This is a genomic window from Mycobacterium heckeshornense (genome assembly GCF_016592155.1).
In the GTDB taxonomy this organism is placed as follows: domain Bacteria; phylum Actinomycetota; class Actinomycetes; order Mycobacteriales; family Mycobacteriaceae; genus Mycobacterium; species Mycobacterium heckeshornense.
The window spans coordinates 1,175,642-1,201,666 of record NZ_AP024237.1; the positions used below are offsets into that span (position 1 = coordinate 1,175,642).

Sequence of the window (26,025 nt, forward strand, 5' to 3'; positions counted from 1 at the left end):
GATGAACCGGTCGCTTCGCTACCTCGTCGACATGCTGTACCGCACTACAACGGCGTAGGGAGTGTTGAGCATGACCGCACCGAGCATGGTGTCCGGATCGCCCCGCGGTAGCCGACCCGGCCCCTCTCTGTACGGAACGCTCGCGCTCCGCCCGCTCCCGCGCCGAATTGCCGTCGGCGACGCCGTTCCCGTCGAGGTCATCGAGACCGGCCCCAGCTTGCCGGGTCGGCTGCTGTGGCTGGCGTCGCGGCTGACGATCCGCCCCGTGTTGGCGGTCGGCAGCCGGGTGCCGCATGTGCGGTGGCCGTTCGGTCTGATCGACTTCGCGTGCCGGCTCTTGCTGCCGACGCCCGGCACGGTCCGCACCACAGTCGATTTGCCGCACGCCACAGCGCAACTGGTGCGTGCACCCGGGGTGCTGCCAGCAGACGGCAAGCGGCGGGTGGTGCTCTATCTGCACGGCGGCGCCTTCTTGACATGCGGGGTCAACTCGCACAGCAGGGTGGTCAACGCGATCTCGCGATACGCAGATTCGCCCATCCTGGTGGTCAACTACCGGCTGATGCCCAGGCACTCCGTCGGAATGGCCCTCGACGACTGCCACGACGCTTACCGTTGGCTGCGGCTGCGCGGGTATCAGCCCGACCGGATCGTGTTGGCGGGCGATTCCGCGGGCGGCTATCTGGCGCTGGCCCTTGCGCAGCGGCTGCAGGAGGTCGGCGAAAAACCCGCGGCCATGGTCGCGATCTCGCCACTGCTGCAGCTGGCCAAAGAACCCAAACAGGCACATCCCAATATCAAGACCGACGCCATGTTCGCGTCGCGGACGTTTGACGCGCTGGTCGCGCTGGTGGCCAGCGCCGCTGCTAAGCACGCCGTCAATGGCAAGCCCGAAGAACTCTACGAGCCGCTCGACGAACTCAAACCCGGACTGCCGCGCACATTGATCCACGTGTCGGGCTCCGAAGTGTTATTGCACGACGCCCGATTAGCGGCTCGACGGTTGGCTGCCGTGGGTGTGCCGACCGAGGTGCGGATCTGGCCCGGCCAGATTCACGACTTCCAGCTCGCCGCCCCGGTGATACCCGAGGCGACGCGCTCCTTGCGCCAGATCGGCGAATACATCCGCGAAGCCACCGACTAATTGCCACGCCCCGGCCAAGCCGTTGCGCGGCTGTCCAAGCCGCCTGAGACGATGACTGCATGCGGATCGCCCGGCACATCAGTGAGCTCATCGGCAACACACCACTGGTTCGGCTGAATTCCGTCGTGCCGGCTGGGGCCGCAACCGTAGTCGCCAAGGTCGAGTACCTCAACCCCGGGGGGAGTGCCAAGGACCGGATCGCGATCAAGATGATCGACGCCGCCGAGGCCAGCGGTCAACTCAAACCGGGTGGCACCATCGTCGAACCGACCTCGGGCAACACCGGTGTCGCGCTGGCCATGGTGGCCCAGCAGCGGGGATACAAGTGCGTGTTTGTCTGCCCCGACAAGGTCAGTGAGGACAAGCAGAACGTGCTGCGGGCCTACGGCGCCGAAGTCGTGGTGTGTCCGACGGCGGTGCCGCCCGACCACCCGGACAGCTACTACAGCGTGTCCGACCGGCTGGTCACCGAGATCGACGGCGCCTGGAAGCCGGACCAATACGCAAATCCCGACGGGCCGGCCAGCCATTACGAGACGACCGGACCGGAAATCTGGGCCGACACCGACGGCAGGGTCACGCATTTCGTGGCTGGCATCGGAACGGGTGGGACGATCACCGGTGCGGGGCGCTACCTCAAAGAGGTGTCCGGGGGAACAGTGCGAGTGATCGGCGCCGACCCGGAGGGGTCGGTGTACTCCGGCGGGACCGGACGGCCGTATCTGGTCGAGGGCGTCGGCGAGGATTTCTGGCCGGCGGCCTACGACCCGTCCGTGCCCGACGAGGTGATCGCGGTGTCCGACGCGGATTCGTTCGAGATGACCCGGCGGCTGGCCCGCGAAGAAGCCATGCTGGTCGGCGGGTCGTGCGGGATGGCGGTGGTGGCTGCGCTCAAAGTCGCTGAAGATGCCGGACCGGACGCGCTGATCGTCGTGCTGCTGCCCGACGGCGGCCGCGGTTATATGTCGAAGATCTTCAACGACGCGTGGATGTCGTCGTATGGCTTTTTGCGCAGCCGCCTCGACGGCTCGATGGAACAACCCACCGTCGGCGACGTGCTGCGCGGAAAATCCGGCGCACTGCCCGACCTGGTGCACACCCATCCGTCCGAGACCGTCCGCGACGCCATCGGCATCTTGCGCGAGTACGGGGTTTCCCAGATGCCCGTCGTCGGCGCCGAGCCGCCGGTGATGGCCGGCGAGGTAGCCGGCAGCGTGTCCGAACGGGAACTGTTATCAGCCGTTTTCGAAGGCCGCGCCAAGCTGGCGGACGCGGTTGGCCTGCATATGAGCCCGCCCCTGCCGATGATCGGCGCCGGTGAGCTGATCAGCGCGGCAGCCAAGGCGCTGCGCGACGCCGATGCGCTGATGGTCGTGGAAGAAGGCAAACCGGTCGGGGTGATCACCCGCCATGATTTGCTGGGCTTTCTGTCCGAGGGTCCACGGCGCAGGTAGCGGAACCGCTGGCGGGCAAATTAATTCGGCTAGCAAATCAACGCAGAGGTTGGTCCATGGGGTCGGCCTTGCGCTGAGCGCGCTCGCGCCGACCGCTCGTCGGGTACCGTAATGCCGCCGAGTGCAGGTCATCCCATGTCCGTGGAAGGCGTTTCATGACCGACCAACCCGCCCCGCCGCCCGGCGGTCCTGATCCGCAGCATCCCGCCCAAGGCGGCCATCCGCCTCCGCCGCCCGGCGGCGCATACCCGCCGCCCCCACCGCCTTCCGGGGAATTCGTGCCGCCGCCGCCCGGCCCGGTGATTCGCGGTTTGCCGCCGCACGCCTATACCCCGTGGGGCACCCGAGTCATGGCCTTCGTCGTCGACTTCGTCCCCTACGCGATCATCATCTCCATCGGCTGGCTCGTGCTGGTCGGCACCGAACAGACGGCATGCATCACCGACATCTCGCGATACGACGTCGACCAGGTCTGCGCCAGTGGCTATTCCGCGGTGGGTATGACGACATTCTGGTTGGCGGTGCTGGTGGGTTTGGCCTATCTCATCTGGAACTACGGCTATCGGCAGGGCATCACCGGCTCGAGCATTGGCAAGACGGTCATGAAGTTCAAGGTGGTGAGCGAAAATACCGGCCAGCCAATCGGATTCGGGTTGTCCATCGCACGTCAACTCGCACATTTCATCGACGCGGTCATCTGCTATATCGGCTATTTGTTGCCGCTGTGGGACGCCAAGCGGCAAACCATCGCCGACAAGATCATGTCGACGGTTTGCCTGCCGAGCGAACCCTCGGCCGATACGATTCGGCCACCGACACCGTGACGCGCGCAATGACCATTTGTGGGATCGCATAACAAAAGCGAAGGACACCGTCGGTACCATGTCGACACCGCCTGGGCCACTCGGCCGACAGCCGGAATGGCGGGACCCCGATCCGTACGGCTTTCCGAACGCACCCGTGCCGCCGGCGTCCTGGCACCCGGGGTATTACGGTCAGCCGTACGGCTATTCCACGTACTCTGGGTACGCGGTTGATCCTCGAGCGCCGTATGGGCGTGATCCCGCCACGGGACAGCCGTTGTCCGACAAGTCAGCGGCCGTCGCGGGCTGCCTGCAGTTGTTTGTCGGCATGCTCGGTGTCGGCCGCTTCTACATCGGTTCGGCGGTAATTGGGGGAATTCAGTTGGCGCTCACCATTATTGGTTTGATGCTGACTATCGTCTTCGTTGGGTTCCCCATTTTGTTCGGGGTCGCGATTTGGGCCTTTGTCGACGCGATCATGATGTTTACCGCAGCGGTTCCCGACGCTCATGGTCGCAAACTGCGCTAGCGTCCGGTGGGTGGCGGTGCCTGCGGCTTCTTCGGCGGATGCGACCGCGATTCGTCGACCCCATTAGGCTTGATCGTCGATGAGCAGACAGCGCACTACGGCCGGTGACGGCGACAAGCGTCGCATGCCGGGGCTCGCTACCCGGGCCATTCACGCCGGCTATTCACCGGACCCTCTGACCGGTGCGGTCAACCCTCCGATCAATACCAGCAGCACGTTCGCTCAAGACGGCGTCGGTGTCCTGCGCGGAGAATTCGACTACTCCCGATCCGGTAACCCAACGCGGGCGGCGCTGGAAGCGGCGCTGGCGGCTGTCGAGGAGGGCAGATTTTGCCGCGCGTTCAGTTCCGGGATGGCCGCCACCGACTGTGCGTTGCGGGCAATGCTGCGCCCGGGCGACCACGTGGTGATCCCGGACGACGCCTACGGGGGTACTTTCCGCCTGATCGACCAGGTTTTCACCGCATGGGGTGTCGACTACACGCCGGTAACTTTCGCTGATCTCGACGCGGTGCGCGATGCGATCACTCCGCGGACCCGACTGATCTGGGTGGAAACGCCGACCAATCCGCTGCTATCGATCGCCGATATCGGGGCAATCGCCGACATTGCGCGGGAACGCTCCGTAAAAGTGTTGGTGGACAACACGTTTGCGTCACCGGCGGTGCAGCAGCCGTTGACCCTGGGTGCTGACATCGTGCTGCATTCGACCACCAAATACATCGGCGGGCACTCCGATGTCGTGGGCGGCGCGCTGGTCACCGACGATGAAGAGCTCGACGCGGCGTTCGGCTTTCTGCAGAACGGGGCCGGCGCGGTGCCGGGCCCGTTCGACATTTACCTGACGCTGCGCGGCCTGAAGACGCTGGTGTTGCGGATGCAGCGGCACAGCGAAAACGGCGCGGCGGTCGCGCATTTCCTCGCCAGGCATCCAGCGGTCAGCACCGTGTTGTATCCAGGGCTGTCCAGTCATCCGGGCCATCAGGTCGCCGCGCGGCAGATGCGCGGTTTCGGCGGCATGGTCTCCGTGCGGATGCGGGGCGGACGCCGAGCGGCCGAGGAGCTGTGCGCCAACACCGCGGTGTTCATCCTGGCCGAGTCGTTGGGTGGGGTGGAGTCACTGATCGAGCATCCGTTCGCAATGACACATGCGTCGACGGCGGGTTCGCGGCTCGAGGTTCCCGACGACTTGGTACGGCTGTCGGTGGGTATTGAGGATGTTTCCGATCTGCTGGCCGACCTCGAGCAGGCCCTGAGCTAGACGGTATGGGGGGCTGGGGCCTCGCTCACAGGTGAACGTGGGTTGCCGGCAGGAAACGGGTCCTGGCTGGTAGGGCCACACGATGTGGGAGGCCCCAGTGAAGGTTGAGCGTTCGGGTGTTGGTTTGGATGTGCATGCGCGGTCGGTGGTTGGGTGTGCGTTGGACGGAGATACCCCCGGATTATCAGGAGATTTTGGAGTGGTTGCGATCGTTGCCGGGCCGGGTCGCGGTGGCCTATGAGGCTGGCCCGACGGGGTTGGGTCTGGCGCGCTTTCTGGTGGCGGCTGGGGTGGTGTGTCTGGTGGCCGTTGCGTCGAAGCGGCAACGCCCGACCGGGGATCGGGTCAAAGACCGATGCCCGTGATGCGGCGCATCTGGCCCGGTTGCTGCATTTGGGTCAGATTGTGGAGGTCACGGTTCCCAGCGCCGAGCAGGAGGCGGCCCGAGAAACTTGCGCCCTCCACAACTGTCCGAATCGAGCCTGGCGGCGGCAGCGCGTGGCAGTGACCCGCGAACGCTTTATGAGCAATCCTGTTGCCTGACAACGTGATGACGCTCGACCTCTAGATCCGCGATCCACTCCAGCAGAACAGTCCGTCCTGCGGTAACCAACCCGCGAATACCAGACTTGACACCCGCGTCGACAACCTCGACAGGCTCGCCAACCGGGACGATTCGGTCAACCGGAAGCGGGCGCCCGGCGACAGCCGCGGCACCTGCTTCCCCTGCCTGGCTGACAAAACGAACTACCTATCAAAGCGTGACGTGCGCTGCCGGACCAGCGCCGGGCCGGCGGGCGCCGGCGTCACGTCAACGCGGGGCGGATCGCCGCCGTTGTCACGGCCAGGTTGACCTCGGGCAGGCCGGGCTCGGATTCGTTTACCCAGCAGCCGCTGGCGATATCGCCGGCACGGCTGAGGACCCAATCCCAGCCGCGGTCGTCGAGGCTGAACACTGCGCCCAGCCCGCCGATGGCGTGCAGCAGCGAGATGATCGTCGCCGCCGCCGGATCGGGACACAGTCGGTCGAATAGCGCCGCCGTCATAGCCGCACGCGTTTGCGAAACCCGGTGCCGGTCAGTCAGCCGCCAGCCATAAGCCGGCTTGAATCCCTTGGCGTACAACTGGACCCGTTGCACGTGACCGCCGCGTTCGAGCTGCGAGAGAACAAGGGCCGGGGTTTCGCGGCGCAGTTTGGCTATCGCCGCCGCGGGGCTAAGGGGCCGGCGCAGCAACAACCGCAGCGCCGGCGCGACGGCCGGATCACCCGGGTCGGGGCCGGTCAGTACCAACAGTCGTCGAGTTTGTACCGGGTCCCCGTCGACCGCCGGGCGAATCCGGCACGCGTAGGCCAGATCCAGCAGCACCGCGGCGGCCAGCAGCCGTCCGCGCCGTGTCCGATCCAACGCCGGCTGTCCCGACGCATTGTCGAGCAGCAGCAGCAACAAATCCTCGGCGATCTTCGCCATGGCGGACCCGATACCGCCCGGTTTCCCGACCCCGGTTAGCTCTAGGCGCGGTACGGCTCCGCGCTGACCAATGTCACCTTGACGGTGTTGCCGTTGGGCACCTTGTAGGTCCGGCTCTCGCCGACCTTTGCGTTGAGGAGGGCAGCGCCCAGCGGCGAATTCGGCGAGTACACCTCGAGCTTGCCGTCGTTAAGTCCCTCCTGCCGGGTGGCGATCAGAAAGGTCTCGGTGTCGGACTCGTCGTCGTTGTAGTAGACCTTTACCACCGAGCCGGGCAGCGCCACGCCGGATTGGGTGGGCGCTTCGACCTTGGCGTTGCTCAGCAGGTCCTGCAGCTGACGGATGCGGGCCTCTTGCTGCCCCTGCTCCTCGCGAGCGGCGTGATATCCGCCGTTCTCGCTGAGGTCGCCCTCCTCGCGGCGGGCGTTGATTTCTGCGGCGATGACCGGACGGTTCGCGATCAGTTGGTCGAGCTCGGCCTTGAGCCGGTCATGTGACTCCTGGGTCAACCAGGTCACCTGAGTGTCCGTCATCTCGTCGCGCTCCTTGTGTCGTCGTTTCCACGATATTCGCGTGGGCAAGGCTTTCGGTTCGCTGCCGCGCATGGGGCTTCACCGCGCGTGCGCCGCGCCGTGCCGCGTATGTCGCGCTAATGCAGCAATACACGGTCCCAGTGGGAACCGTGTACCCGGACATGATACCACCGCCACGGCTTTCGCTAGTCAGCTTTGGACGGCCACCGCTTTTGCTCCGGTGCGGCAACAGCCGTGTGCTTACGCGGGCCGCAGATAGCTGGGCACATCGGTGCCGCAGCCGTAGATGTCGCCCATTGCCGGCGGCCGGAAGGATTTCACGATCGCCGTCACCTGCACCGTGTCCCGGTCCGACGGCGGGATCAGCACTTCGCGCCGGCCCGTCTCGCTGCCGTCCTTCGACCGTGCCCGCACGATGCAATCGGCCCGACGCGACGGGTCCGAGCGCCTCACGTTGATCGTCACCGCCACCGTCTCGTCGTCGATCAGGCGGTAGCCGACCAGCGTGCCGGTCACGTCGCGGTTGGCCAGCCGCTGATAACCGATGACCGCGATGAGGACGCCGGCCGCGACCACCAACGATGCCAGCGCGATGACGACACCGCGGCGCGACCAGCCGGTCAGCCGGGGACGCCCATAGCGGGTCTGCGGACGCGGGATGCGGCCGTCGTTCATGTCGGTGCGGCAGTCTCCTGGTCGGGTTTCGGGGCCGGGTGGCGGGGATGGAACGATTAGAACTGGAACTATAGGGGCACCTCAGCCGAACAGCGGACAGACAGGGAGCAGGTGAGCGAACTGCGATTGATGGCGGTGCACGCCCACCCCGACGACGAATCCAGCAAAGGCGCCGCGACCCTTGCTCGCTACGCAGACGAGGGTCATCGTGTGCTGGTGGTGACGCTGACCGGGGGCGAACGCGGCGAGATCCTCAACCCCGCCATGGATCTGCCCGAAGTGCATGGGCGCATCGCCGAAATCCGCCGAGACGAGATGGCCAAGGCCGCCGAGATCCTCGGCGTCGAGCACACCTGGCTCGGTTTCGTCGACTCCGGTCTGCCCAAGGGCGAACTGCCGCCCCCACTGCCCGAGGACTGCTTTGCGCGGGTGCCGCTGGACGTCTCTACCGAGGCGCTGGTACGCGTGGTGCGGGATTTCCGCCCGCACGTGATGATCACCTACGACGAGAACGGCGGCTACCCGCATCCCGACCACATCCGTTGTCACCAGGTATCGGTCGCCGCGTATGAGGCGGCCGGAGATTACGCGCGCTTCCGCCACGCCGGGGAGCCGTGGACGGTGTCCAAGCTCTACTACGTCCACGGGTTCCTGCGGCAACGGATGCAGGTGCTGCAGGACGAATTCACCAGGCATGGCCAAAACGGGCCATTCGAGAAATGGCTGGCGCTGTGGGATGCCAAGCACGACGTGTTCGCTGACCGGGTCACGACCCGAGTGGAGTGCTCGGCATACTTCAGCCATCGCGACGACGCGCTGCGGGCCCACGCCACCCAGATCGACCCCAACGCCGACTTCTTCGCCGCGCCGATCGAATGGCAGCAGCGGCTGTGGCCGACCGAGGAGTTCGAGCTGGCCCGCTCCCGGGTGCCGGTCAGCCTTCCCGAAACGGATCTGTTCGCCGGAATCGAGGCCGAGTGATGTCCGAAGTATGGCTTTCCGCGATCACGGTGCTGGCCGACGACGCACCCCGTCACACCGGCCCGGATTTCGGCAAGGCCAGCCCGATGGGCCTGCTGGTCATCGTGCTGTTGCTGCTGGCCACGGTGTTTTTGATCCGGTCGATGAACCGGCAACTCAAGAAGGTGCCAGAATCGTTCGACCGAAACGACGCCGAGCCCGACCGGGCCGCCGATGAAGGAACGCTCGATCTCGACCGGCCGACGGATCACGAGCGAGCGCCCCGTGGGCCCGACGGTTAGGACCCGACGATGAGTCCTGCGGCCAACACCCTGGCCGGCGCCGCCAGCCCCTATCTGCGCCAGCACGCCGACAACCCGGTGCACTGGCAGCAGTGGACGCCGCAGGCTCTTGCCGAAGCCGCCGAGCGCGACGTGCCGATCCTGCTCTCGGTGGGCTACGCGGCCTGTCACTGGTGTCATGTGATGGCCCACGAGTCGTTCGAGGACGACGAGGTGGCCGCCGCGATGAACGCCAGATTTGTCTGCATCAAGGTCGACCGCGAGGAGCGGCCTGACATCGACGCCGTCTACATGAACGCCACCGTCGCGCTCACCGGGCAGGGCGGCTGGCCGATGACGTGTTTCCTCACCCCGGACGGCAGGCCGTTCTTCTGCGGCACCTACTACCCGAAACACGCTTTCTTACAACTGCTTTCCGCAGTGTCAGCCACTTGGCGCGACCGCCGTGACGAAGTCGAGCAGGCCGCAGCACACATCGCGCGCGAGCTGCGCGCGATGTCTTCGGGACTGCCCGCGGCCGGCCCGCAGGTGGCGCCGCAACTGTGTGATCACGCCGTCGCCGCCGTGCTGCGCGACGAGGACACCGTGCACGGCGGGTTCGGCGGTGCACCGAAATTCCCGCCGTCGGCGCTGCTGGAGGCGTTACTGCGGCATCACGAGCGAACCGGTTCGCCGGCAGCGCTGCAGGCGGTAGAGCGCACCTGCACTGCGATGGCCCGCGGGGGCATCTACGACCAGCTAGCCGGTGGTTTCGCTCGATACAGTGTCGACAACGCTTGGGTGGTACCGCATTTCGAGAAGATGTTGTACGACAACGCGCTGCTGCTGCGAGTTTACGCGCATTGGGCGCGGCGCACCGCCAACCCGCTGGCGCAACGGATTTCCCGCGAGACGGCCCGGTTCATGCTCGATGCGCTGGCCGACGCCGATATGTTCACGTCATCACTCGACGCCGATGCGGCCGGCCGCGAGGGCTCGACTTACGTGTGGACGCCGGCGCAGCTGCGCGAAGTCCTTAGCGACGACGACGGACACTGGGCCGCTGCGGTTTTCGGTATCACCGAGGCGGGCACGTTCGAGGCCGGGGCCTCGGTGCTGCAGCTGCCGGCCGATCCCGACGACACCGACCGCTTCGAGCGGATCCGCGCCGCACTGCTGGCCGCGCGTTCGACCCGGCCCCAACCGGACCGCGACGACAAGGTTGTCACAGCCTGGAATGGGCTTGCGATCACCGCGTTAGCCGAAGCCAGTGTGGCGCTGGGTGATCCGGGGTTGGCCGAGGCGGCCCGGCGATGCGCGGCGGCGCTGCTCGGGCTGCACCTCGTCGACGGGCGGCTGCGACGGGCCAGCCTGGGCGGGCAGGTCGGCGAGAGTGCGGCCATTCTCGAAGACCATGCCGCGCTGGCGACCGGGCTGCTGACGCTCTACCAGTTGACCGGGGAGCCGGCGTGGCTGGCGGCGGCTACCGAACTACTGGACATTGCGTTGGCGCACTTCGCCGACCCCGACCGGCCGGGCCGGTGGTTCGACAGCGCCGACGACGCCGAGCAGCTGATGATGCGTCCTGCCGACCCGACCGATGGTGCGACGCCGTCGGGCGCATCGTTGATCACCGAAGCGCTGCTGACCGCCGCGCACCTGGTCGGTGGTGACCGCGCCGAGCGTTATGGGCAGGCCGCGGCCGACGCACTGCGGGCGCATTCCCCGCTGCTGGCCCGCGTGCCGCGCTCGGCTGGGCATTGGCTGGCGGTCGCCGAGTCCGCCGTGCGGGGACCGCTGCAGATCGCGGTGGCGTGTGACGCGTCGCGGTCCTCGTTGTTGGCCGACGCGCGCCGGCTGGCACCGGGCGGGGCGATCGTGGTTGGCGGGCAAGCGAACTCGTCGGAACTCTTGACCGGCCGGGACCGGGTCGACGGCGCCGATGCGGCCTATGTGTGCCGGGGCCGGGTCTGCGACCTGCCGGTCACCACCACCGAGGAGCTGGCCGCCGCATTGGCACGGTAACCTGACCTGTCATGCCGAGTGCTGAAGTCATCGCCGACACCGTCAACCGCTACATCAGCCTGGTCGCCAAGGGCAGCGCCGACGATATCGCCGACCTCTACGCCGACGACGCCACCGTCGAAGATCCCGTCGGCGGCGAGGTGCACATCGGTCGGCAGGCCATCCGTGGGTTCTATTCGGCGGTCGAGGGCGCCGAACGGGACTGCGAATTGGTGTCGTTGCGAATCGCGGGCAACGAGGCGGCGTTTCAGTTCCGGCTCACGGTGAAATCGGGCGACGGCGGGATGGTCATCGAACCGATCGACGTGATGGTGGTCAACGACGACGGCAAGGTCACCGCGATGAAGGCCTACTGGTCCGCGGACAACGTCACCCAGCTTTAGCTGGCGAGCAGACGCAGAATCGCCCAAATCCCGCGGGATTTGGGCGATTCTGCGTCTGCTCGCCACAGGGGTTCGCGGGCTAGAAGACCGCGAACCACATTGCGATGTAGTGGCAGATCGCCGCCAACGCGGTGCAGGCGTGGAAGAATTCGTGGTAGCCGAACGTCGTCGGCCACGGATCGGGCCAGCGCAGCCCGTAGAACAGGCCGCCGAGGCTATAGATCACCCCGCCGACGACGAGCAGCACCATCGCGGCCACCCCGGCGCCGTGCAGGATCGGGCCGATGAACCAGATCGCCACCCAGCTCAGCAGCAGATACAGCGGCACACCGACCCAGCGCGGCGCCGTCGGCCAACACACCTTCAGGGCGATCCCGGCCAGCGCGCCGCCCCACACCATCCCGAGCACCAGCTGCCCTTCCCGGGCGGGCATGGCACACACCGCGAACGGTGTATAGCTGCCGGCGATGAACACGAAGATCATCGAATGGTCGAGCCGTCGCATCCATATCCGGGCGGTCACCGATTTCCAGTGAATGCGGTGGTAGGTGGCGCTGACCGCGAACATCGCCACGATGGCCGCGGTGTACGTCAGCGTCGCCAGCCCGGCCGCAGCGCCCGCCAACGGCCACGACACCGCGACCAGGGTGGCACCCGCGACGATGGCCACCACCGCGGCGTGGACGTGGATCCAGCCCCGGAACCGCGGCTTGACCAGGACGTTGACTGCGCCTTCGACGAGATCCGCGGCCCCGGCGCCCGGGCCGGAAGCAGCGGGATCGCGCACGCCGGTCGAAGCCCTCATCTCCCTTCCCGTCTCATCAAGGTCGCTGCCATGCTTGTAGCCACAGTAATGCGCAGATCGATGAACCCCGGGGTGCCGCGCGCCAAGATCGCGGGTAATTCTTGGCGACCGCACTAGTCTTGAGCCTCGTGGAGATTATTCCGCCGCGCCTTAAGGAACCGCTGTACCGGCTCTACGAGTTGCGCTTGCGGCAGGGCCTGGCGGCATCCAAATCCGCGCTGCCCCGCCACATCGCCGTGTTGTGCGACGGTAACCGGCGCTGGGCGCGCAGCGCGGGCTACGACGACGTGAGCTACGGCTACCGGATGGGCGCGGCCAAGGTCGCTGAGATGCTGCGCTGGTGCCAAGAAGCCGGCATCGAGATGGCCACCGTCTACCTGTTGTCCACCGAGAACCTGCAACGCGATCCGGAGGAGCTCGCCGCTCTCATCGAGATCATCACCGACGTCGTCGAGGAGATCTGCGCGCCCGTCAACCGCTGGAGTGTGCGCACCGTGGGCGACCTGGGGCTGGTCGGTGAGGAAACGGCACGTCGGCTGCGCGAAGCCGTCGACTCCACCCGTCCGAACAGTGGGTTTCACGTCAACGTCGCGGTCGCCTACGGCGGGCGCCAAGAGATCGTCGACGCGGTGCGCGCGCTGCTGAGCAAGGAGCTGGCCAACGGAGCCACCGCGGAGGAACTGATCGACGCGGTCACGGTCGAGGCCATTTCCGAAAACCTTTACACCTCTGGACAACCCGACCCTGACCTGGTCATCCGCACATCCGGGGAGCAGCGGCTGTCGGGATTTCTGTTGTGGCAAAGCGCCTACTCCGAGATGTGGTTCACCGAGGCGTATTGGCCGGCGTTTCGCCGGGTCGACTTCCTGCGCGCGCTGCGCGACTACAGCCTGCGTCATCGCCGTTACGGCAGGTAAGGCGGTGGTGGCAGTTTGGCAGTGCCGTGCCTGCAGTTGGCACTGCTCGCGGCCGCAATCGGCACATGACAGGCGAATTAGTTTGCCAAAGTCACAGCGAACCGACGACCCGCACTGACGGCCGATTCTTGCCGACCTGGCCTTCTGAAGTGTCGCGGGCGCGATCGTCGCCACCATGTCCGGGCCGCTCGCCGACTGGGGAGGGCGCCGCGGGCGGCGCTGCTCGTCGATGGCGTGACGCAGAACCGGATCCGCCCGACGCCGCGCCTCGATCGACACGATGGCACGACGGTGGGCCGTGCCAGACTTGATCCATGGCTGCGCTGTCGGCCGCGGTGTTCGCGCTGAGCTGGTGGCTGGGGGCGTATCTGCTAGCGCGTGACCCGCGCAAGCCCGTACTCGTGTTGGCGGCCACCGGGCTGTGCGGATTCGCAGCGGTGGTCGCGTTGGACGCGATCCGCCTGGTGGCCCACAGCGGCCTTCTCAGCCAGGTCGAGATCTACCTGGCGGCTGTTCCCGGCGTCGCATGGTTCGCGGTGCTCGTCGAGCTGGGCAGGCCGTGCGACAGCTGGCGGGCCCGCACAAGCGAGCTGTCCTTGGTGGGCGGCGTCGCGGCGCTGACCCTGGTCGGCGCGGCGATGGCGGGTAGCGTCGACGGGCCGCTCCGGCCTGGCCATTGGGTGATGTTCGCAGTGATATCGCTTTCCACACTCGGGGCGATGGCCAAGGCCCTGGTACGGCCCGCCCAGCCGATGCCGGTGGCGGGGCTGGTCGTCGTCGCGACGCTGTTTTTCGCACTGGGCAACGCGATCCTGATCATTCCGCTGGGGTTGGTGCCCAGCTGGCTGGCGCTCGCGTCGACCGGATGCGACGTGCTGGCGCTCGGCTTTGCTGTTGCCCTTTGGGATGCCTTCGACGAGGGCCAGGCGCTGCGCGCCGACATGCTGCGCTCGTTCGCCGGCAGCGTCGTCGCGGCAGCGCTGTTCGGTGGTCAGGTGCTGATCGGCATCGCGTTGACCGGCCAGCAGACTGCGCTGACGGTGCTGCTGTTCACCAGCTTGGCAATCGCAATCGACGTGCAAGTGCTTGCTGACCCGCTGGCGGGGCTGCTCGACCGGATGGCGTTCTGGCAGTCGCCGACGCTGCGCGCCGACCGGGCCACGTTGCGCCGCACCGAGGCGGCACTGCCGCTGCGCTCCGCTGATCCGCTCGACGACATCGACGACGACACGTTCGCCCGGCTCACCCGGCGCGCCCTCGCCCACTACGGCGACTTGTCGAAGCTGGTGGCCAGCCCGCTGACCGCGCTGCCCGTCATCGACGAGCGGTTGGCCGCCCGCGGCGCGCCCGACCAGCCGCTGGAGCGGGCCAACGAGCTCAGGGCCCTGCTGGCCGAGCACATCGCCCGGCTCAAACCCCGTGACGGCGGCGATTTCGGCACCACTGAGCAGTGGCGGCACTACAACTCGCTGTATTTCCCGTACGTGGTCGGTGTGCGCGCCTACGCGCAGAACGCCACCGCGGCCGGACTGGACCCCACGGCCCGGCGGGCGTGGCAGTGGCTGGTCACCGAGGTGCCCCAGCGCTCGCTGCACAACTGGCAGAACGCAGCGGCCAGGCTGATCGCCGCCGATCTGCGCGGTCGGGTGCCGGTCGGCACTAGGAACTGAACCGGGCCGGGAATACCGCCCTATTCAACATAGGTTGACTTGCGCATGGCAGTGCTTGGCAGTGTCATGTGTCGATCTGGCAGCGACTAGACCGCAAGCTCAACCGTGTCCCCCCAACCGACGTCCCAAGGAGCTTTGACATGACCGCTGTCTCTTCCCTGCACACGCGGCCCCTGTACGACTCGACCGATTCGTTATTGCGCTTCGCGATGCGTGTCGACGCCACCCTGACCGGGCTCGCCGGGCTGATCGTCGCGGCGGCTGCCGATCCGCTCTCCTCGCTGAGCGGGCTCAGCTCCGCCGCCGAATACGCGATGGGTGCGGGCTTCGTGCTCTGCGGCCTGATTGTCTTCAGCCTCGCTGCGCTGCCCGACCTGCGGCGCGCCGGCGTCGGCGTGGTCGTCGCCAACATCGCGTACACGCTGGCGGCGATCGCTGTGGTGGCCGCCGGCTGGCTGCCGTTGACCGCGTTCGGTGCCGCCGCCACCCTGGGCAGCGGCGTCTACACCGCGTTCTTCGCGATCCTGCAGTATGTGGGAGTGCGCCGGCTGCCGGCCTGAGTTCCCGCCCGCCGGGGCCGGGCCGGCCCCGGCCGGCGGCCTGCCGCATCGCCTACAGCTTGCGCAGCCGGAGCCGGTTGATGGAGTGATCGGCGTCCTTGCGGAGCACCAGCGTGGCCCGCGGCCGGGTGGGCAGGATGTTCTCAACCAGATTGGGCCGGTTGATCGAACGCCAGATTTCCCGGGCGGCGGCGATGGCCTGCTGGTCGTTGAGCCGCGCGTAGTGGTGGAAATGAGACGCCGGGTTCGCGAACGCCGTGGTCCGCATCGCCAGGAAACGCGAGATGTACCACTGCTCGATGTCTTCGATGCGTGCATCCACGTACAACGAAAAGTCGAACAGGTCCGACACCATCAGGGTGGGTCCGGTCTGCAGGACGTTGAGGCCCTCCAGGATCAAGATGTCGGGATGGCGGACCACCTGCTTGGCACCCGGGACGATGTCGTAAAGCAGGTGCGAATACACCGGCGCGCAGGCGTACTCCGCACCGGACTTGACCGACGTGACGAAGCGCATCAGCGCACGACGGTCGTAGCTCTCCGGGAAACCCTTGCGGTGCATGAGGTTTCGCCGTTCCAGTTCGGCGTTGGGGTAGAGGAAGCCGTCGGTGGTCACCAAGTCCACCTGAGGGTGATGCTCCCAGCGCGCCAGCAGCGCCTGCAGCACCCGGGCGGTGGTCGATTTGCCGACCGCGACGCTGCCGGCCACCCCGATGATGAACGGCACCGGCCGATCAGGGTTTTGCTGAGGCTCGCCGAGGAATTCTGCGGTGGCGGCGAACAGGCGTTGTCGGGCGGCGACCTGAAGGTGGATCAGCCGGGCCAGCGGCAGGTAGACCTCCTCAACTTCGAGCAGATCGAGCTTCTCCCCGAGACCGCGCAGCTTGACCAGCTCTTCCTCGGTAAGCTTCAGCGGCGTCGACATGCGCAGCGCACGCCACTGACTTCGGTCGAACTCCACATACGGGCTCGGCTCGCTCAGCCGCGGCATAACTGTCAGTCTTGCAGCCGCCGTCGTGCCCGCAGCGGCAGGGGCGACCGGATAGCGCGGCCGAGCGCAACGGCTGTCGCGGACAGAGTAGGTTCGGCTGCATGCCAGCTGACTCGATCGGAACCGCCACCCCAGCACCACCGCTTGGCGCCGAGTACGCCGATACCGCCAGCGCCGCCTACCGCGCCGCGTTGCAGGTCCTCGAGTCCGTCGAACCCCGGATCGCCGCTGCGACACGCAAAGAGCTTGCCGATCAACGTGATTCGCTCAAGCTGATCGCCAGCGAGAACTACGCCTCGCCCGCGGTGCTGCTGGCCATGGGCAGTTGGTTGTCCGACAAGTACGCCGAGGGCACCGTCGGCCACCGCTTCTATGCCGGCTGCCAAAACGTCGACACCGTCGAGAGTGTGGCCGCCGAGCATGCCCGCGAGTTATTCGGCGCGCCATACGCCTACGTCCAGCCGCACTCGGGCATCGACGCCAATCTCGTTGCCTACTGGGCGATCCTGGCTACCCGTGTCGAAGCGCCGGCCCTGGCCGAGTCCGGCGTCAAGCATGTCAACGACCTCTCCGAAGCGGACTGGGAAACGCTGCGGCACAAGCTCGGCGGCCAGCGGCTGCTGGGGATGTCGCTGGACGCCGGCGGCCACCTCACCCACGGTTTCCGGCCGAACATCTCCGGCAAGATGTTTTTTCAACGCAGCTATGGCACCGACCCGGAGACCGGGCTGCTGGACTACGACGCGGTCGCCGCGGCCGCACGGGAATTCAAGCCATTGATCCTGGTCGCCGGGTACTCCGCCTACCCGCGCCGGATCAACTTCGCCACGATGCGGGAGATCGCCGACGAGGTCGGGGCCACACTGATGGTCGACATGGCCCACTTCGCCGGGCTGGTGGCCGGCAAGGTGTTCACCGGCGACGAGGACCCCGTGCCGCACGCGCACGTCACCACCACGACCACGCACAAGTCGTTGCGCGGACCACGCGGCGGCCTGATTCTGGCGCAGCCGGAGTACGCGGACGCCGTCGACAGGGGCTGCCCGATGGTGCTGGGCGGGCCGCTGCCGCACGTCATGGCCGCCAAGGCGGTGGCGCTGGCCGAGGCCCGCCGGCCAGCGTTTGGCAGCTACGCCCAGCGGGTCGCCGACAATGCCCAAGCCCTCGCCGAGGGGTTCCTGCGGCGCGGTGCCCGGCTGGTCACCGGCGGCACCGACAACCACATCGTGCTGCTGGACGTCACGTCATTCGGGCTGACCGGACGGCAGGCCGAATCGGCCCTGCTGGACGCCGGCGTCGTCACCAACCGCAACTCCATCCCCGCAGATCCCAACGGCGCGTGGTACACCAGCGGCATCCGGTTCGGCACCCCCGCGCTGACCACCCGCGGCTTTGGGACCGCCGACTTCGACCGGGTCGCCGAGCTGGTGACCGACGTGCTGACCAATACGACGCCGCAGGGCTCGTCGAAGGCGAAGTACACTCTGGCCGACGGCACCGCCGAGCGGGTGCGCGCCTCGGCCGCCGAGCTGCTGGCCGCCAATCCGCTCTATCCCGGGCTGGCGTTGTAGGCCCGCGAACGGGCCGACGTAACCCCCAATTCGCCGGCTCCGCATGTCAGACTGGCCTGCGTGACTGCCGCTCCTGACACCGCCACCTCCGTAATGTCGGCTCCGTTGGCCGAGGTCGACCCTGAGATCGCCGATCTGCTGGGCAAGGAACTGGGCCGCCAGCGCGGCACCCTGGAAATGATCGCCTCGGAGAATTTCGCGCCGCGCTCGGTGCTGCAGGCCCAGGGCAGTGTGCTGACCAACAAATACGCCGAGGGGCTGCCAGGCCGGCGCTACTACGGCGGCTGCGAATACGTCGACGTGGTGGAAAACATTGCCCGCGACCGCGCCAAGGCGCTGTTCGGGGCCGAATTCGCCAATGTGCAACCGCATTCGGGTGCGCAGGCCAACGCCGCGATCCTGCACGCCCTGATGACGCCGGGGGAGCGGCTCCTGGGCCTGGACCTGGCCAACGGCGGGCATTTGACCCACGGGATGCGGCTGAACTTCTCCGGCAAGCTCTACCAGACCGGGTTCTACGGCGTCGATCCGGTGACACACCTGATCGACATGGACGCGGTGCGCGCGCGAGCGCGTGAGTTTCGGCCCGAGGTGCTCATCGCCGGCTGGTCGGCCTACCCGCGCACGCTGGACTTCGCCGCATTCCGGTCCATCGCCGATGAGGTCGGCGCCAAGCTGTGGGTGGACATGGCCCACTTCGCCGGGCTGGTGGCGGCCGGCCTGCACCCCTCGCCGGTGCCGCACGCGCACGTGGTCTCCACCACCGTGCACAAGACGCTGGGCGGGGCCCGGTCCGGGCTGATCCTGGGCAAGCAAGAGTTCGCCAAAGCGATCAACTCCGCGGTGTTTCCCGGCCAGCAGGGCGGGCCGCTGCTGCAGGCGGTGGCCGCCAAGGCCGTCACGTTCAAGATCGCCGGTACACCGGAGTTCGCCGAACGGCAGCAGCGCACGCTGTCGGGCGCACGGATCGTCGCCGAACGGTTGGGGGCCCCCGACGTCGCCGCGGCCGGCGTATCGGTGGTCAGCGGCGGCACCGACGTGCATCTCGTGCTGGTCGACCTGCGCGATTCGCCCCTGGACGGCAAGATGGCCGAGGACCTGCTGCACGACGTCGGCATCACCGTCAACCGCAACGCCGTGCCCAACGATCCGCGTCCGCCAATGGTGACCTCAGGGCTGCGGGTAGGAACCTCGGCGCTGGCCACCCGCGGATTCGGTGACACCGAGTTCACCGAGGTTGCCGACATCATCGCCACCGCCCTGGCCACCGGCGCCTCGGCCGACGTGCCGGCGCTGCGCCGGCGCGTGACCCGCCTGGCCCGGGAGTTCCCGCTCTACGAGGGCTTGGAAGACTGGAAGCTGGTCGACTCGTAGGACTGGGCCCACCCGATTTCACGAAACCCGTAACCCGAGTTACAGTTACTTCATGGCACAGAAACCTGTACCTAATGCGCTGACGCTTGAACTGCTTCCGGTGGTGGCCGAGAACCTGGAACGCCACCTCGACACCGAAGACCTGTGGTTTGCGCACGATTACGTGCCGTTCGAGCAAGGCGAGAACTTCGCACTGCTCGGCGGGCGTGACTGGGACCCGTCGCAGGCCACGTTGCCGCGGGTGATCACCGACGCCTGCGAAATCCTGTTGATCACCAAGGACAACCTGGCCGGGCATCACCGTGAACTCGTCGAGCACTTCATCCTCGAAGAGGAATGGGGTCGCTGGCTGGGCCGGTGGACCGCCGAGGAGCATCTGCATGCGATCGCATTGCGCGAATACCTCGTGGTCACACGCGAAGTCGATCCGGCCGCCAACGAGCAGGTCCGCGTCGAACATGTGATGAAGGGTTACCGCGCCGACCACTACAGCCAAGTCGAAACCTTGGTCTACATGACGTTTTACGAGCGTGCCCACGCGGTGTTCTGCCGCAACTTGGCCGCCCAGGTCGAAGAGCCGGTGCTGGCCGGTCTCATCGGCAGGATCGCCAAGGACGAAGAGCGCCATGAGGAGTACTTCGCCAATCTGGTCGCGCATTGCCTGACCTTTGCCCGTGACGAAACGGTGGCCGCGATCGCCGCGCGCGCCGCCGAGTTCGACGTCGTCGGCGCGGACATCGACGCCTATCAAGACAAGGTGCGAAACGTCGCCGAGGCCGGAATTTTCGACCGTCAGCAGTTGCGGCAGGTGATCTCTGACCGCATTACCGAATGGGGCCTGGTCGGCGAACCCAAGCTGCAGGAGTTCGTCATCCGCTAGACCGGCGCGCCTGCACGGCGCGCATGCGGCGATCAGAGTAGCGTCGCAGTCGATGGCTAGCGACATGCTCTGCTGTCCGAACGGCGCCTTGTGTCACAACTCCGGCAGGACCGGCCCCGGTCCTGGCGCCGCGGCCCCCGCCGAACGCCCACGCGGGGCCGCGCGGGCTGCTGCCCAGTGATCAGGAGCGCCCGTGGCTGATTCCTCGTCGGTTCCACAGGACACCGTCCGCACGTATGTGCTTGACACCTCCGTGCTGCTGTCTGACCCCTGGGCGTGTACCCGCTTCGCCGAACACCACGTCGTGGTACCCCTGGTCGTGATCAGCGAACTGGAGGCCAAACGCTACCACCATGAGCTGGGTTGGTTCGCCCGCCAGGCGTTGCGCTTATTCGACGACCTGCGGCTGGAGCACGGACGGCTAGACTTACCAATTCCTGTTGGGACACAAGGTGGTACGCTTCACGTCGAGCTCAATCACAGCGACCCGGCGGTGCTTCCCGCCGGATTCCGCACCGACAGCAACGACTCGCGAATCTTGAGCTGCGCTGCCAACCTGGCTGCCGAGGGCAAGCGGGTCACTTTGGTCAGCAAGGATATTCCGCTGCGGGTCAAAGCCGGTGCGGTGGGCCTAGCCGCCGACGAGTATCACGCGCAAGATGTCATCACCTCGGGGTGGACCGGCATGGCCGAGATCGAAACGGCGGCCGAAGATATCGACGCACTGTTCACCGACGGTGAGGTCGACCTGGCGGATGCGCGAGACTTGCCCTGTCACACCGGAGTTCGGCTGCTAGGCGGCAGCTCGCATGCACTGGGTCGCGTCAACTCCCACAAACGTGTCCAGCTCGTCCGTGGCGACCGAGAGGTGTTTGGGCTGCGCGGCCGCTCCGCTGAGCAGCGGGTCGCGCTTGACCTGCTGCTCGATGAGTCGGTGGGCATCGTGTCGCTGGGTGGCAAAGCAGGCACCGGCAAGTCGGCGTTGGCGCTGTGCGCCGGCCTGGAAGCGGTGTTGGAGCGGCGAACGCAGCGCAAGCTGGTGGTGTTCCGTCCGTTGTACGCCGTGGGCGGCCAAGACTTGGGCTATCTACCCGGCACCGAAAGCGAGAAGATGGGCCCGTGGGCCCAGGCGGTGTTCGACACCCTCGAGGGTCTGGCCAGCCCGGCCGTGCTGGACGAGGTGCTGTCGCGCGGCATGCTTGAGGTGCTGCCGCTCACCCATATCCGGGGACGTTCGCTGCACGACTCGTTCGTGATCGTCGACGAAGCCCAATCGCTGGAGCGCAACGTGCTGCTGACGGTGCTGTCGCGGCTGGGCGCAGGGTCACGAGTGGTGCTGACCCACGACGTGGCGCAGCGGGACAACCTGCGAGTGGGCCGCCACGACGGGGTGGCGGCGGTGATCGAAAAGCTCAAGGGCCACCCATTGTTCGCGCATATCACGCTGGTGCGCAGCGAGCGGTCGCCGATTGCCGCGCTGGTCACCGAGATGCTCGAGGAAATCGCACCGCCGCACTGACCGAACATTTCGATAGGCTGCCAGTGTGCCGAGACGACCCGACAGCCTGGCCTGGCGATACTGGCGCACCGTGCTTGGGGTCGCCGTGGCCGCCGCGGTGCTGGTCGTGGGGGCACTGACCGGTCACGTCAAGCGCGCCGGCGCCGACGACGTCGATTGTTCGCGGGTCAAGTGTGTGGCGCTGACGTTCGACGACGGCCCGAGCCCCTACACCGACCGATTGCTGCAAATCCTCAAGGACAACGATGCGAAAGCGACGTTTTTTCTGATCGGCAACAAGGTGGCCGCCAACCCGGCCGGTGCCAAACGCATCGCCGACGCCGGTATGGAGATCGGCAGCCACACCTGGGAACACCCCAATATGACGACGCTTCCACCCCAAGACATTTCGCCGCAACTGGCAAAGGCCAAGGACGTCATCGCATCCGCTACCGGGCATGCCCCTGCGCTGTACCGGCCCGCAGGCGGGTTGTCCAACGCTGCGGTGCGCCGCGCTGCCGGTCAGCTCGGGCAGGCTGAGATCCTTTGGGACGTCATCCCATACGACTGGATCAACGACTCCAACACGGCCGCAACACGGCAGGTGCTCATGACCCAGATCAAACCTGGCTCGGTGGTATTGTTCCACGACACCTACTCGAGCACGGTCGACTTGGTCTACCAATTCATCCCGGTGCTCAAAGCCAACGGCTACCATATGGTGACGGTGAGCCGGATGCTCGGACCGCGCGCACCCGGGAGCAGTTACGGCGGCCGTGAAAACGGTCCGCCCGCCAACGATTTGCACGACATCCCGGCCGCCCAGATCCCGGCCCTGCCCACCACGCTGTCGCCCGCGCCGATGCCCAACTTCCCGATCACCGATATCCCGGGCCAGAACTCCGGCGGGCCCACCAACGGTTCGTAGAACCTGCCCACCGCCGCGCTGCGACGACCGTGAAACTGTTGCGCGATATTGCCGCGGATTTCGCAACAGTTTCACGCCCGGCGGGGGTGCTGGGCTAGGTCTTGTCGACGTTGGTCATTGCCAATACGTCGAGTCGGCGGTCCAGTTCCTCGAGCGACAGCTTGCCGCCGATCAGCCCGCGGTCGATGACGGCCTGCCGGATGGTCTTTCGTTCCTTGAGCGCTTCCTTGGCTACCGCGGCGGCTTCTTCGTAGCCGATCGCGGAATTCAGCGGGGTGACGATCGACGGTGACGACTCGGCGAGTTCCCGCAACCGCTCGACGTTGGCGGACAACCCGACAATGCATCGCTCGGCGAACAACCGCGACACATTCGTCAGCAGCTTAAGCGACTCGAGTATGTTGCGGGCCATCATCGGGATGTACACGTTGAGTTCGAAGGCGCCATTCGCCCCGCCCCATGCGATCGCGGCGTCGTTGCCGATCACTTGAGCAGCCACCTGGGTAACCGCCTCCGGGATAACGGGATTCACTTTGCCAGGCATGATCGAGCTGCCCGGCTGTAGATCCGGCAGCTGGATTTCGGCCAGGCCCGTCAGCGGGCCAGAGCCCATCCAGCGAATGTCGTTGGCTATCTTGGTCAACGAGACCGCGATCGTGCGCAGCGCGCCGGACGCCTCCACCAGGCCGTCGCGCGCTGCCTGTGCCTCGAAAGAGTTTGTCGCCGTGCGCAGTTCCGCCAGCCCGGTCTGGCTGACCAGCACCTCGACAACCTTGGCGCCAAAACCTTCCGGCGCGTTGAGGCCGGTGCCCACCGCGGTGCCGCCGATCGCCAGCTCGCCCAGCCGAGGAAGGCATGCGCGCACCCTTTCGATGCCTGCCTCGACCTGGCGGGCGTATCCGGAAAACTCTTGGCCGAGCGTCACCGGAACGGCGTCCATCAGATGCGTGCGTCCCGATTTCACCACCGTGCGCCACTCGCGCGCCTTGGCCGCCAGCGCGTCCTGCAGCACCTCTAGCGCCGGGATGAGTTGGCGCACAGCCGCTTCGGTTGCGGCGATGTGGGTGGCGGTCGGAAACGTGTCGTTGGACGACTGCGACATGTTCACGTCGTCGTTGGGATGCACTGTGACACCGCGCAAGGCCGCGATGGAGGCAATTACCTCGTTGGTGTTCATATTCGAGCTGGTGCCCGACCCGGTCTGGAAGACGTCGATGGGGAACTGGTCGTCGTGACGGCCCTCGGCGATCTCCGCCGCGGCGGCGATGATCGCGTCGGCTTTCTCGGGTGCCAGCAGCCCGAGATCCTTGTTGACTTGCGCGCATGCGCCTTTGAGCAGACCCAAAGCCCGGATCTGGGTGCGCTCGAGCCCCCGTCCCGAGATCGGGAAGTTCTCCACCGCGCGCTGAGTCTGCGCGCGCCACAGCGCCTTTGCCGGCACTCGCACTTCGCCCATGGTGTCGTGTTCAATGCGGTACTCGTTGTCGCCGCCGGTGTCGGCCATGGGTTGCGTCCTCGCTTGGTCGTGGTCAGGGCAGGGGATATTGCGCGTTGGAATCGCCGGTGAAGTCGATGGCTGAATATTCGTTGAGCTTCGAAAGCCGGTGGTAGGCCTCGATCATGCGCACGGTGCCGGATTTCGAGCGCATCACGATCGACTGGGTGGTGCAGCCGCCGGGGTAGTAGCGCACGCCCTTGAGCAGGTCGCCGTCGGTGACGCCGGTGGCGCAGAAAAACACGTTCTCACCCGAAACCAGGTCCTCGGTGGTCAGCACCTGGTCGACGTCGTGGCCGGCGTCGATGGCCTTCTGGCGTTCGGCGTCGTCTCGGGGGGCGAGCTGCGCCTGGATCTCGCCGCCCATGCACCGGATCGCCGCGGCGGCGATGATGCCCTCCGGGGTGCCGCCGATCCCGGCCAGCATGTCGGTGCCCGAGTTGGGCCGGCAGGCCGAGATGGCGCCGGCCACATCGCCGTCGGTGATCAGCCGGATCCGGGCCCCGGTGGCGCGGACGTCGTGAATGAGCTGCTGGTGACGGGGACGGTCGAGAATGCACACCGTCATGTCCCGCACCGACAGGTCCTTGACCTTGGCGACCGCGCGGATGTTGTCGCCGATCGGCGCGGTGATGTCCAGCACGTGCCCGGCCTCGGGGCCGACGGCGATCTTGTTCATGTAGTACACCGCCGACGGGTCGAACATCGCTCCGCGCTCGGCCACCGCCAGCACCGAGATGGCGTTGGGCATGCCGTTGCTCATCAGCCGGGTGCCGTCGATCGGGTCGACGGCGACATCGCATTCGGGGCCGTCGCCGTTGCCGACCTCCTCGCCGTTGTACAGCATCGGCGCGTGGTCTTTCTCGCCTTCGCCGATGACCACCACGCCGCGCATCGACACCGAGTTCACCAGTTCTCGCATTGCGTCGACGGCCGCGCCGTCGCCGCCCTCCTTGTCGCCGCGGCCCACCCACCGCCCGGCGGCCATGGCGCCGGCCTCGGTCACCCGCACCAGTTCCAGGGCGAGGTTGCGGTCGGGTGCCTCGCGACGGGAAGGCTGCCGACGCGTCCGCGACGACGAACCGGGTTCCGGGGAGGAGGCAGCGGCGTCAGCGGGAGGAGTCATGGTGCTGATTCTCCCAGAACCGGGTCGCTCGCCGGGAGCTGGGATACTGGATTCGTGACGACGCCGCCGGCACCAGTGCCCAAGACGGCCAAGCCACGGCTGTTGCAGGACGGGCGCGACATGTTCTGGTCAATCGCCCCGCTGGCGGTGGCGTGCATTTTGCTGGCGGGGCTGGTCGGGATGTGCACGTTCGCGCCCGGCGGCACTAACCGGGGCATGGTCCCGACCTACGATGCCGCCAGCGCGCTGCGGGCCGATGCTCAGGCACTGGGTTTCCCGATCCGGTTGCCACGGTTGCCGGAGGGCTGGCGGTCCAACTCTGGCAGCCGCGGCGGGATCGAAAACGGGCGCATCGACCCGGCCAGCGGCCAACCCGCCCACGCGGCGACCTCGACCGTCGGCTATATCAGCCCGACCGGGATGTACCTGAGCCTGACTCAAAGCAACGCCGACGAGGACAAGCTGGTCGGATCGATCCATGCCGCGCTGTACCCCAGCGGCGTGGTCGACGTCGACGGCACCCGCTGGGTCGTCTACCAAGGCGACGCCGCCGAGCCGGTGTGGACCACCCGACTCGAAAGCGCAACCGGTGGCACCCAGCTCGCGATAACGGGTGCCGGAAGCAGCGATCAGTTCCGTACGCTGGCGGTGGCAACTCAGTCGCAACCGCCGCTGCCGGCGAGCCGATAGCGA

General features: G+C 67.0%; 24 protein-coding genes and 2 pseudogenes. 19 read left to right on the forward strand and 7 right to left on the reverse strand.

Features of this window, described 5'->3' with window-relative positions; translation table 11 throughout:
* The first annotated feature begins 70 nt into the window (after positions 1–70).
* From MHEC_RS05715 to MHEC_RS05740, 6 genes and pseudogenes are all read left to right on the forward strand, one after another.
* Positions 71–1,144, forward strand: a complete 1,074-nt coding sequence (locus MHEC_RS05715; RefSeq protein WP_048892592.1) for an alpha/beta hydrolase fold domain-containing protein — start codon at positions 71–73, stop codon at positions 1,142–1,144.
* Positions 1,145–1,203: 59 nt separating this feature from the next.
* Positions 1,204–2,598, forward strand: a complete 1,395-nt coding sequence (locus tag MHEC_RS05720; protein WP_048892546.1) for a cystathionine beta-synthase — start codon at positions 1,204–1,206, stop codon at positions 2,596–2,598.
* A 170-nt stretch (positions 2,599–2,768) separates the two neighbouring features.
* A pseudogene (locus MHEC_RS05725) lies at positions 2,769–3,422 on the forward strand (RDD family protein); the annotation flags it as partial.
* Positions 3,423–3,480: 58 nt separating this feature from the next.
* Complete coding sequence (locus tag MHEC_RS05730) at positions 3,481–3,930, forward strand: TM2 domain-containing protein (protein WP_048892547.1); 450 nt, start codon at positions 3,481–3,483, stop codon at positions 3,928–3,930.
* A 124-nt stretch (positions 3,931–4,054) separates the two neighbouring features.
* Positions 4,055–5,191 carry a cystathionine gamma-synthase gene (locus MHEC_RS05735; RefSeq protein WP_372507337.1) on the forward strand — a complete coding sequence of 379 codons (1,137 nt, stop codon included), beginning with the start codon at positions 4,055–4,057 and terminating at the stop codon, positions 5,189–5,191.
* Positions 5,192–5,273: 82 nt separating this feature from the next.
* Positions 5,274–5,641 (forward strand): annotated as a pseudogene (locus tag MHEC_RS05740) (IS110 family RNA-guided transposase); the annotation flags it as partial.
* Positions 5,642–5,997: 356 nt separating this feature from the next.
* On the opposite strand, the gene MHEC_RS05745 reads toward MHEC_RS05740, so the two are convergent.
* The 3 genes from MHEC_RS05745 to MHEC_RS05755 form a co-directional block, all read right to left on the reverse strand.
* A complete protein-coding gene (locus tag MHEC_RS05745; RefSeq protein ID WP_048892550.1) occupies positions 5,998–6,660 on the reverse strand; it encodes a GPP34 family phosphoprotein in 663 nt (220 codons plus the stop codon).
* Positions 6,661–6,701: 41 nt separating this feature from the next.
* A complete protein-coding gene (greA, locus tag MHEC_RS05750; protein ID WP_003920572.1) occupies positions 6,702–7,193 on the reverse strand; it encodes a transcription elongation factor GreA in 492 nt (163 codons plus the stop codon).
* A 240-nt stretch (positions 7,194–7,433) separates the two neighbouring features.
* Positions 7,434–7,868 (reverse strand): DUF4307 domain-containing protein, encoded by a 435-nt coding sequence (locus tag MHEC_RS05755; RefSeq protein WP_048892551.1) that lies wholly within the window; start codon positions 7,866–7,868, stop codon positions 7,434–7,436.
* Positions 7,869–7,979: 111 nt separating this feature from the next.
* Here MHEC_RS05755 and mca point away from each other — a divergent pair, with 111 nt between their 5' ends.
* From mca to MHEC_RS05775, 4 genes are read left to right on the forward strand one after another with little or no spacing between them, the layout of a single operon-like run.
* Positions 7,980–8,849, forward strand: a complete 870-nt coding sequence (mca, locus tag MHEC_RS05760; protein WP_048892552.1) for a mycothiol conjugate amidase Mca — start codon at positions 7,980–7,982, stop codon at positions 8,847–8,849.
* Complete coding sequence (locus MHEC_RS05765) at positions 8,849–9,130, forward strand: hypothetical protein (protein WP_048892553.1); 282 nt, start codon at positions 8,849–8,851, stop codon at positions 9,128–9,130. Before mca ends, MHEC_RS05765 begins: the two co-directional genes overlap by 1 nt.
* Before the next feature lie 9 nt (positions 9,131–9,139).
* Entirely contained in the window at positions 9,140–11,134 is a 1,995-nt protein-coding gene (locus MHEC_RS05770) for a thioredoxin domain-containing protein (RefSeq protein ID WP_048892554.1), read from the forward strand.
* Between the two features lie 11 nt (positions 11,135–11,145).
* Positions 11,146–11,517: a nuclear transport factor 2 family protein gene (locus MHEC_RS05775; protein WP_048892555.1), complete on the forward strand. Its 372-nt coding sequence runs from the start codon at positions 11,146–11,148 to the stop codon at positions 11,515–11,517.
* Between the two features lie 79 nt (positions 11,518–11,596).
* Here the strand turns inward: MHEC_RS05775 and trhA are convergent, their stop codons facing one another.
* Positions 11,597–12,322 carry a PAQR family membrane homeostasis protein TrhA gene (trhA, locus tag MHEC_RS05780; RefSeq protein ID WP_235434904.1) on the reverse strand — a complete coding sequence of 242 codons (726 nt, stop codon included), beginning with the start codon at positions 12,320–12,322 and terminating at the stop codon, positions 11,597–11,599.
* A gap of 128 nt (positions 12,323–12,450) precedes the next feature.
* Between trhA and MHEC_RS05785 the strand changes: the two genes are divergently transcribed.
* The 3 genes from MHEC_RS05785 (at position 12,451) to MHEC_RS05795 (ending at position 15,469) form a co-directional block, all read left to right on the forward strand.
* Positions 12,451–13,239, forward strand: coding sequence for a (2Z,6E)-farnesyl diphosphate synthase (locus MHEC_RS05785; protein WP_048892556.1), 789 nt, complete (start codon positions 12,451–12,453; stop codon positions 13,237–13,239).
* Between the two features lie 314 nt (positions 13,240–13,553).
* A complete protein-coding gene (locus tag MHEC_RS05790) occupies positions 13,554–14,909 on the forward strand; it encodes a hypothetical protein (protein WP_071700231.1) in 1,356 nt (451 codons plus the stop codon).
* Positions 14,910–15,049: 140 nt separating this feature from the next.
* Positions 15,050–15,469 carry a hypothetical protein gene (locus MHEC_RS05795; RefSeq protein ID WP_071700230.1) on the forward strand — a complete coding sequence of 140 codons (420 nt, stop codon included), beginning with the start codon at positions 15,050–15,052 and terminating at the stop codon, positions 15,467–15,469.
* Between the two features lie 52 nt (positions 15,470–15,521).
* Here the strand turns inward: MHEC_RS05795 and coaA are convergent, their stop codons facing one another.
* Positions 15,522–16,460 (reverse strand): type I pantothenate kinase, encoded by a 939-nt coding sequence (coaA, locus tag MHEC_RS05800; protein ID WP_071700229.1) that lies wholly within the window; start codon positions 16,458–16,460, stop codon positions 15,522–15,524.
* A gap of 101 nt (positions 16,461–16,561) precedes the next feature.
* On the opposite strand from coaA, the gene MHEC_RS05805 reads away from it, so the two are divergent.
* The 5 genes from MHEC_RS05805 to MHEC_RS05825 all read left to right on the forward strand — a co-directional run bounded on the left by MHEC_RS05805 (position 16,562) and on the right by MHEC_RS05825 (position 22,711).
* On the forward strand, positions 16,562–18,031 hold the full coding sequence (locus tag MHEC_RS05805) for a glycine hydroxymethyltransferase (RefSeq protein ID WP_071700228.1): 1,470 nt from the start codon (positions 16,562–16,564) through the stop codon (positions 18,029–18,031).
* A 93-nt stretch (positions 18,032–18,124) separates the two neighbouring features.
* On the forward strand, positions 18,125–19,405 hold the full coding sequence (glyA, locus tag MHEC_RS05810; protein WP_048892561.1) for a serine hydroxymethyltransferase: 1,281 nt from the start codon (positions 18,125–18,127) through the stop codon (positions 19,403–19,405).
* Positions 19,406–19,457: 52 nt separating this feature from the next.
* Positions 19,458–20,285 (forward strand): acyl-ACP desaturase, encoded by an 828-nt coding sequence (locus tag MHEC_RS05815; RefSeq protein WP_048892562.1) that lies wholly within the window; start codon positions 19,458–19,460, stop codon positions 20,283–20,285.
* Positions 20,286–20,478: 193 nt separating this feature from the next.
* On the forward strand, positions 20,479–21,804 hold the full coding sequence (locus tag MHEC_RS05820) for a PhoH family protein (RefSeq protein WP_048892563.1): 1,326 nt from the start codon (positions 20,479–20,481) through the stop codon (positions 21,802–21,804).
* Positions 21,805–21,829: 25 nt separating this feature from the next.
* Positions 21,830–22,711 (forward strand): polysaccharide deacetylase family protein, encoded by an 882-nt coding sequence (locus MHEC_RS05825; RefSeq protein ID WP_071700227.1) that lies wholly within the window; start codon positions 21,830–21,832, stop codon positions 22,709–22,711.
* Between the two features lie 94 nt (positions 22,712–22,805).
* Here the strand turns inward: MHEC_RS05825 and MHEC_RS05830 are convergent, their stop codons facing one another.
* Both MHEC_RS05830 and glpX read right to left on the reverse strand, forming a co-directional pair.
* On the reverse strand, positions 22,806–24,215 hold the full coding sequence (locus tag MHEC_RS05830) for a class II fumarate hydratase (protein ID WP_048892565.1): 1,410 nt from the start codon (positions 24,213–24,215) through the stop codon (positions 22,806–22,808).
* A gap of 25 nt (positions 24,216–24,240) precedes the next feature.
* Positions 24,241–25,332 (reverse strand): class II fructose-bisphosphatase, encoded by a 1,092-nt coding sequence (gene glpX, locus MHEC_RS05835; protein WP_071700226.1) that lies wholly within the window; start codon positions 25,330–25,332, stop codon positions 24,241–24,243.
* 54 nt (positions 25,333–25,386) lie between these two features.
* Between glpX and MHEC_RS05840 the strand changes: the two genes are divergently transcribed.
* A complete protein-coding gene (locus MHEC_RS05840; RefSeq protein WP_048892566.1) occupies positions 25,387–26,022 on the forward strand; it encodes a DUF4245 domain-containing protein in 636 nt (211 codons plus the stop codon).
* Positions 26,023–26,025 lie beyond the last annotated feature (3 nt).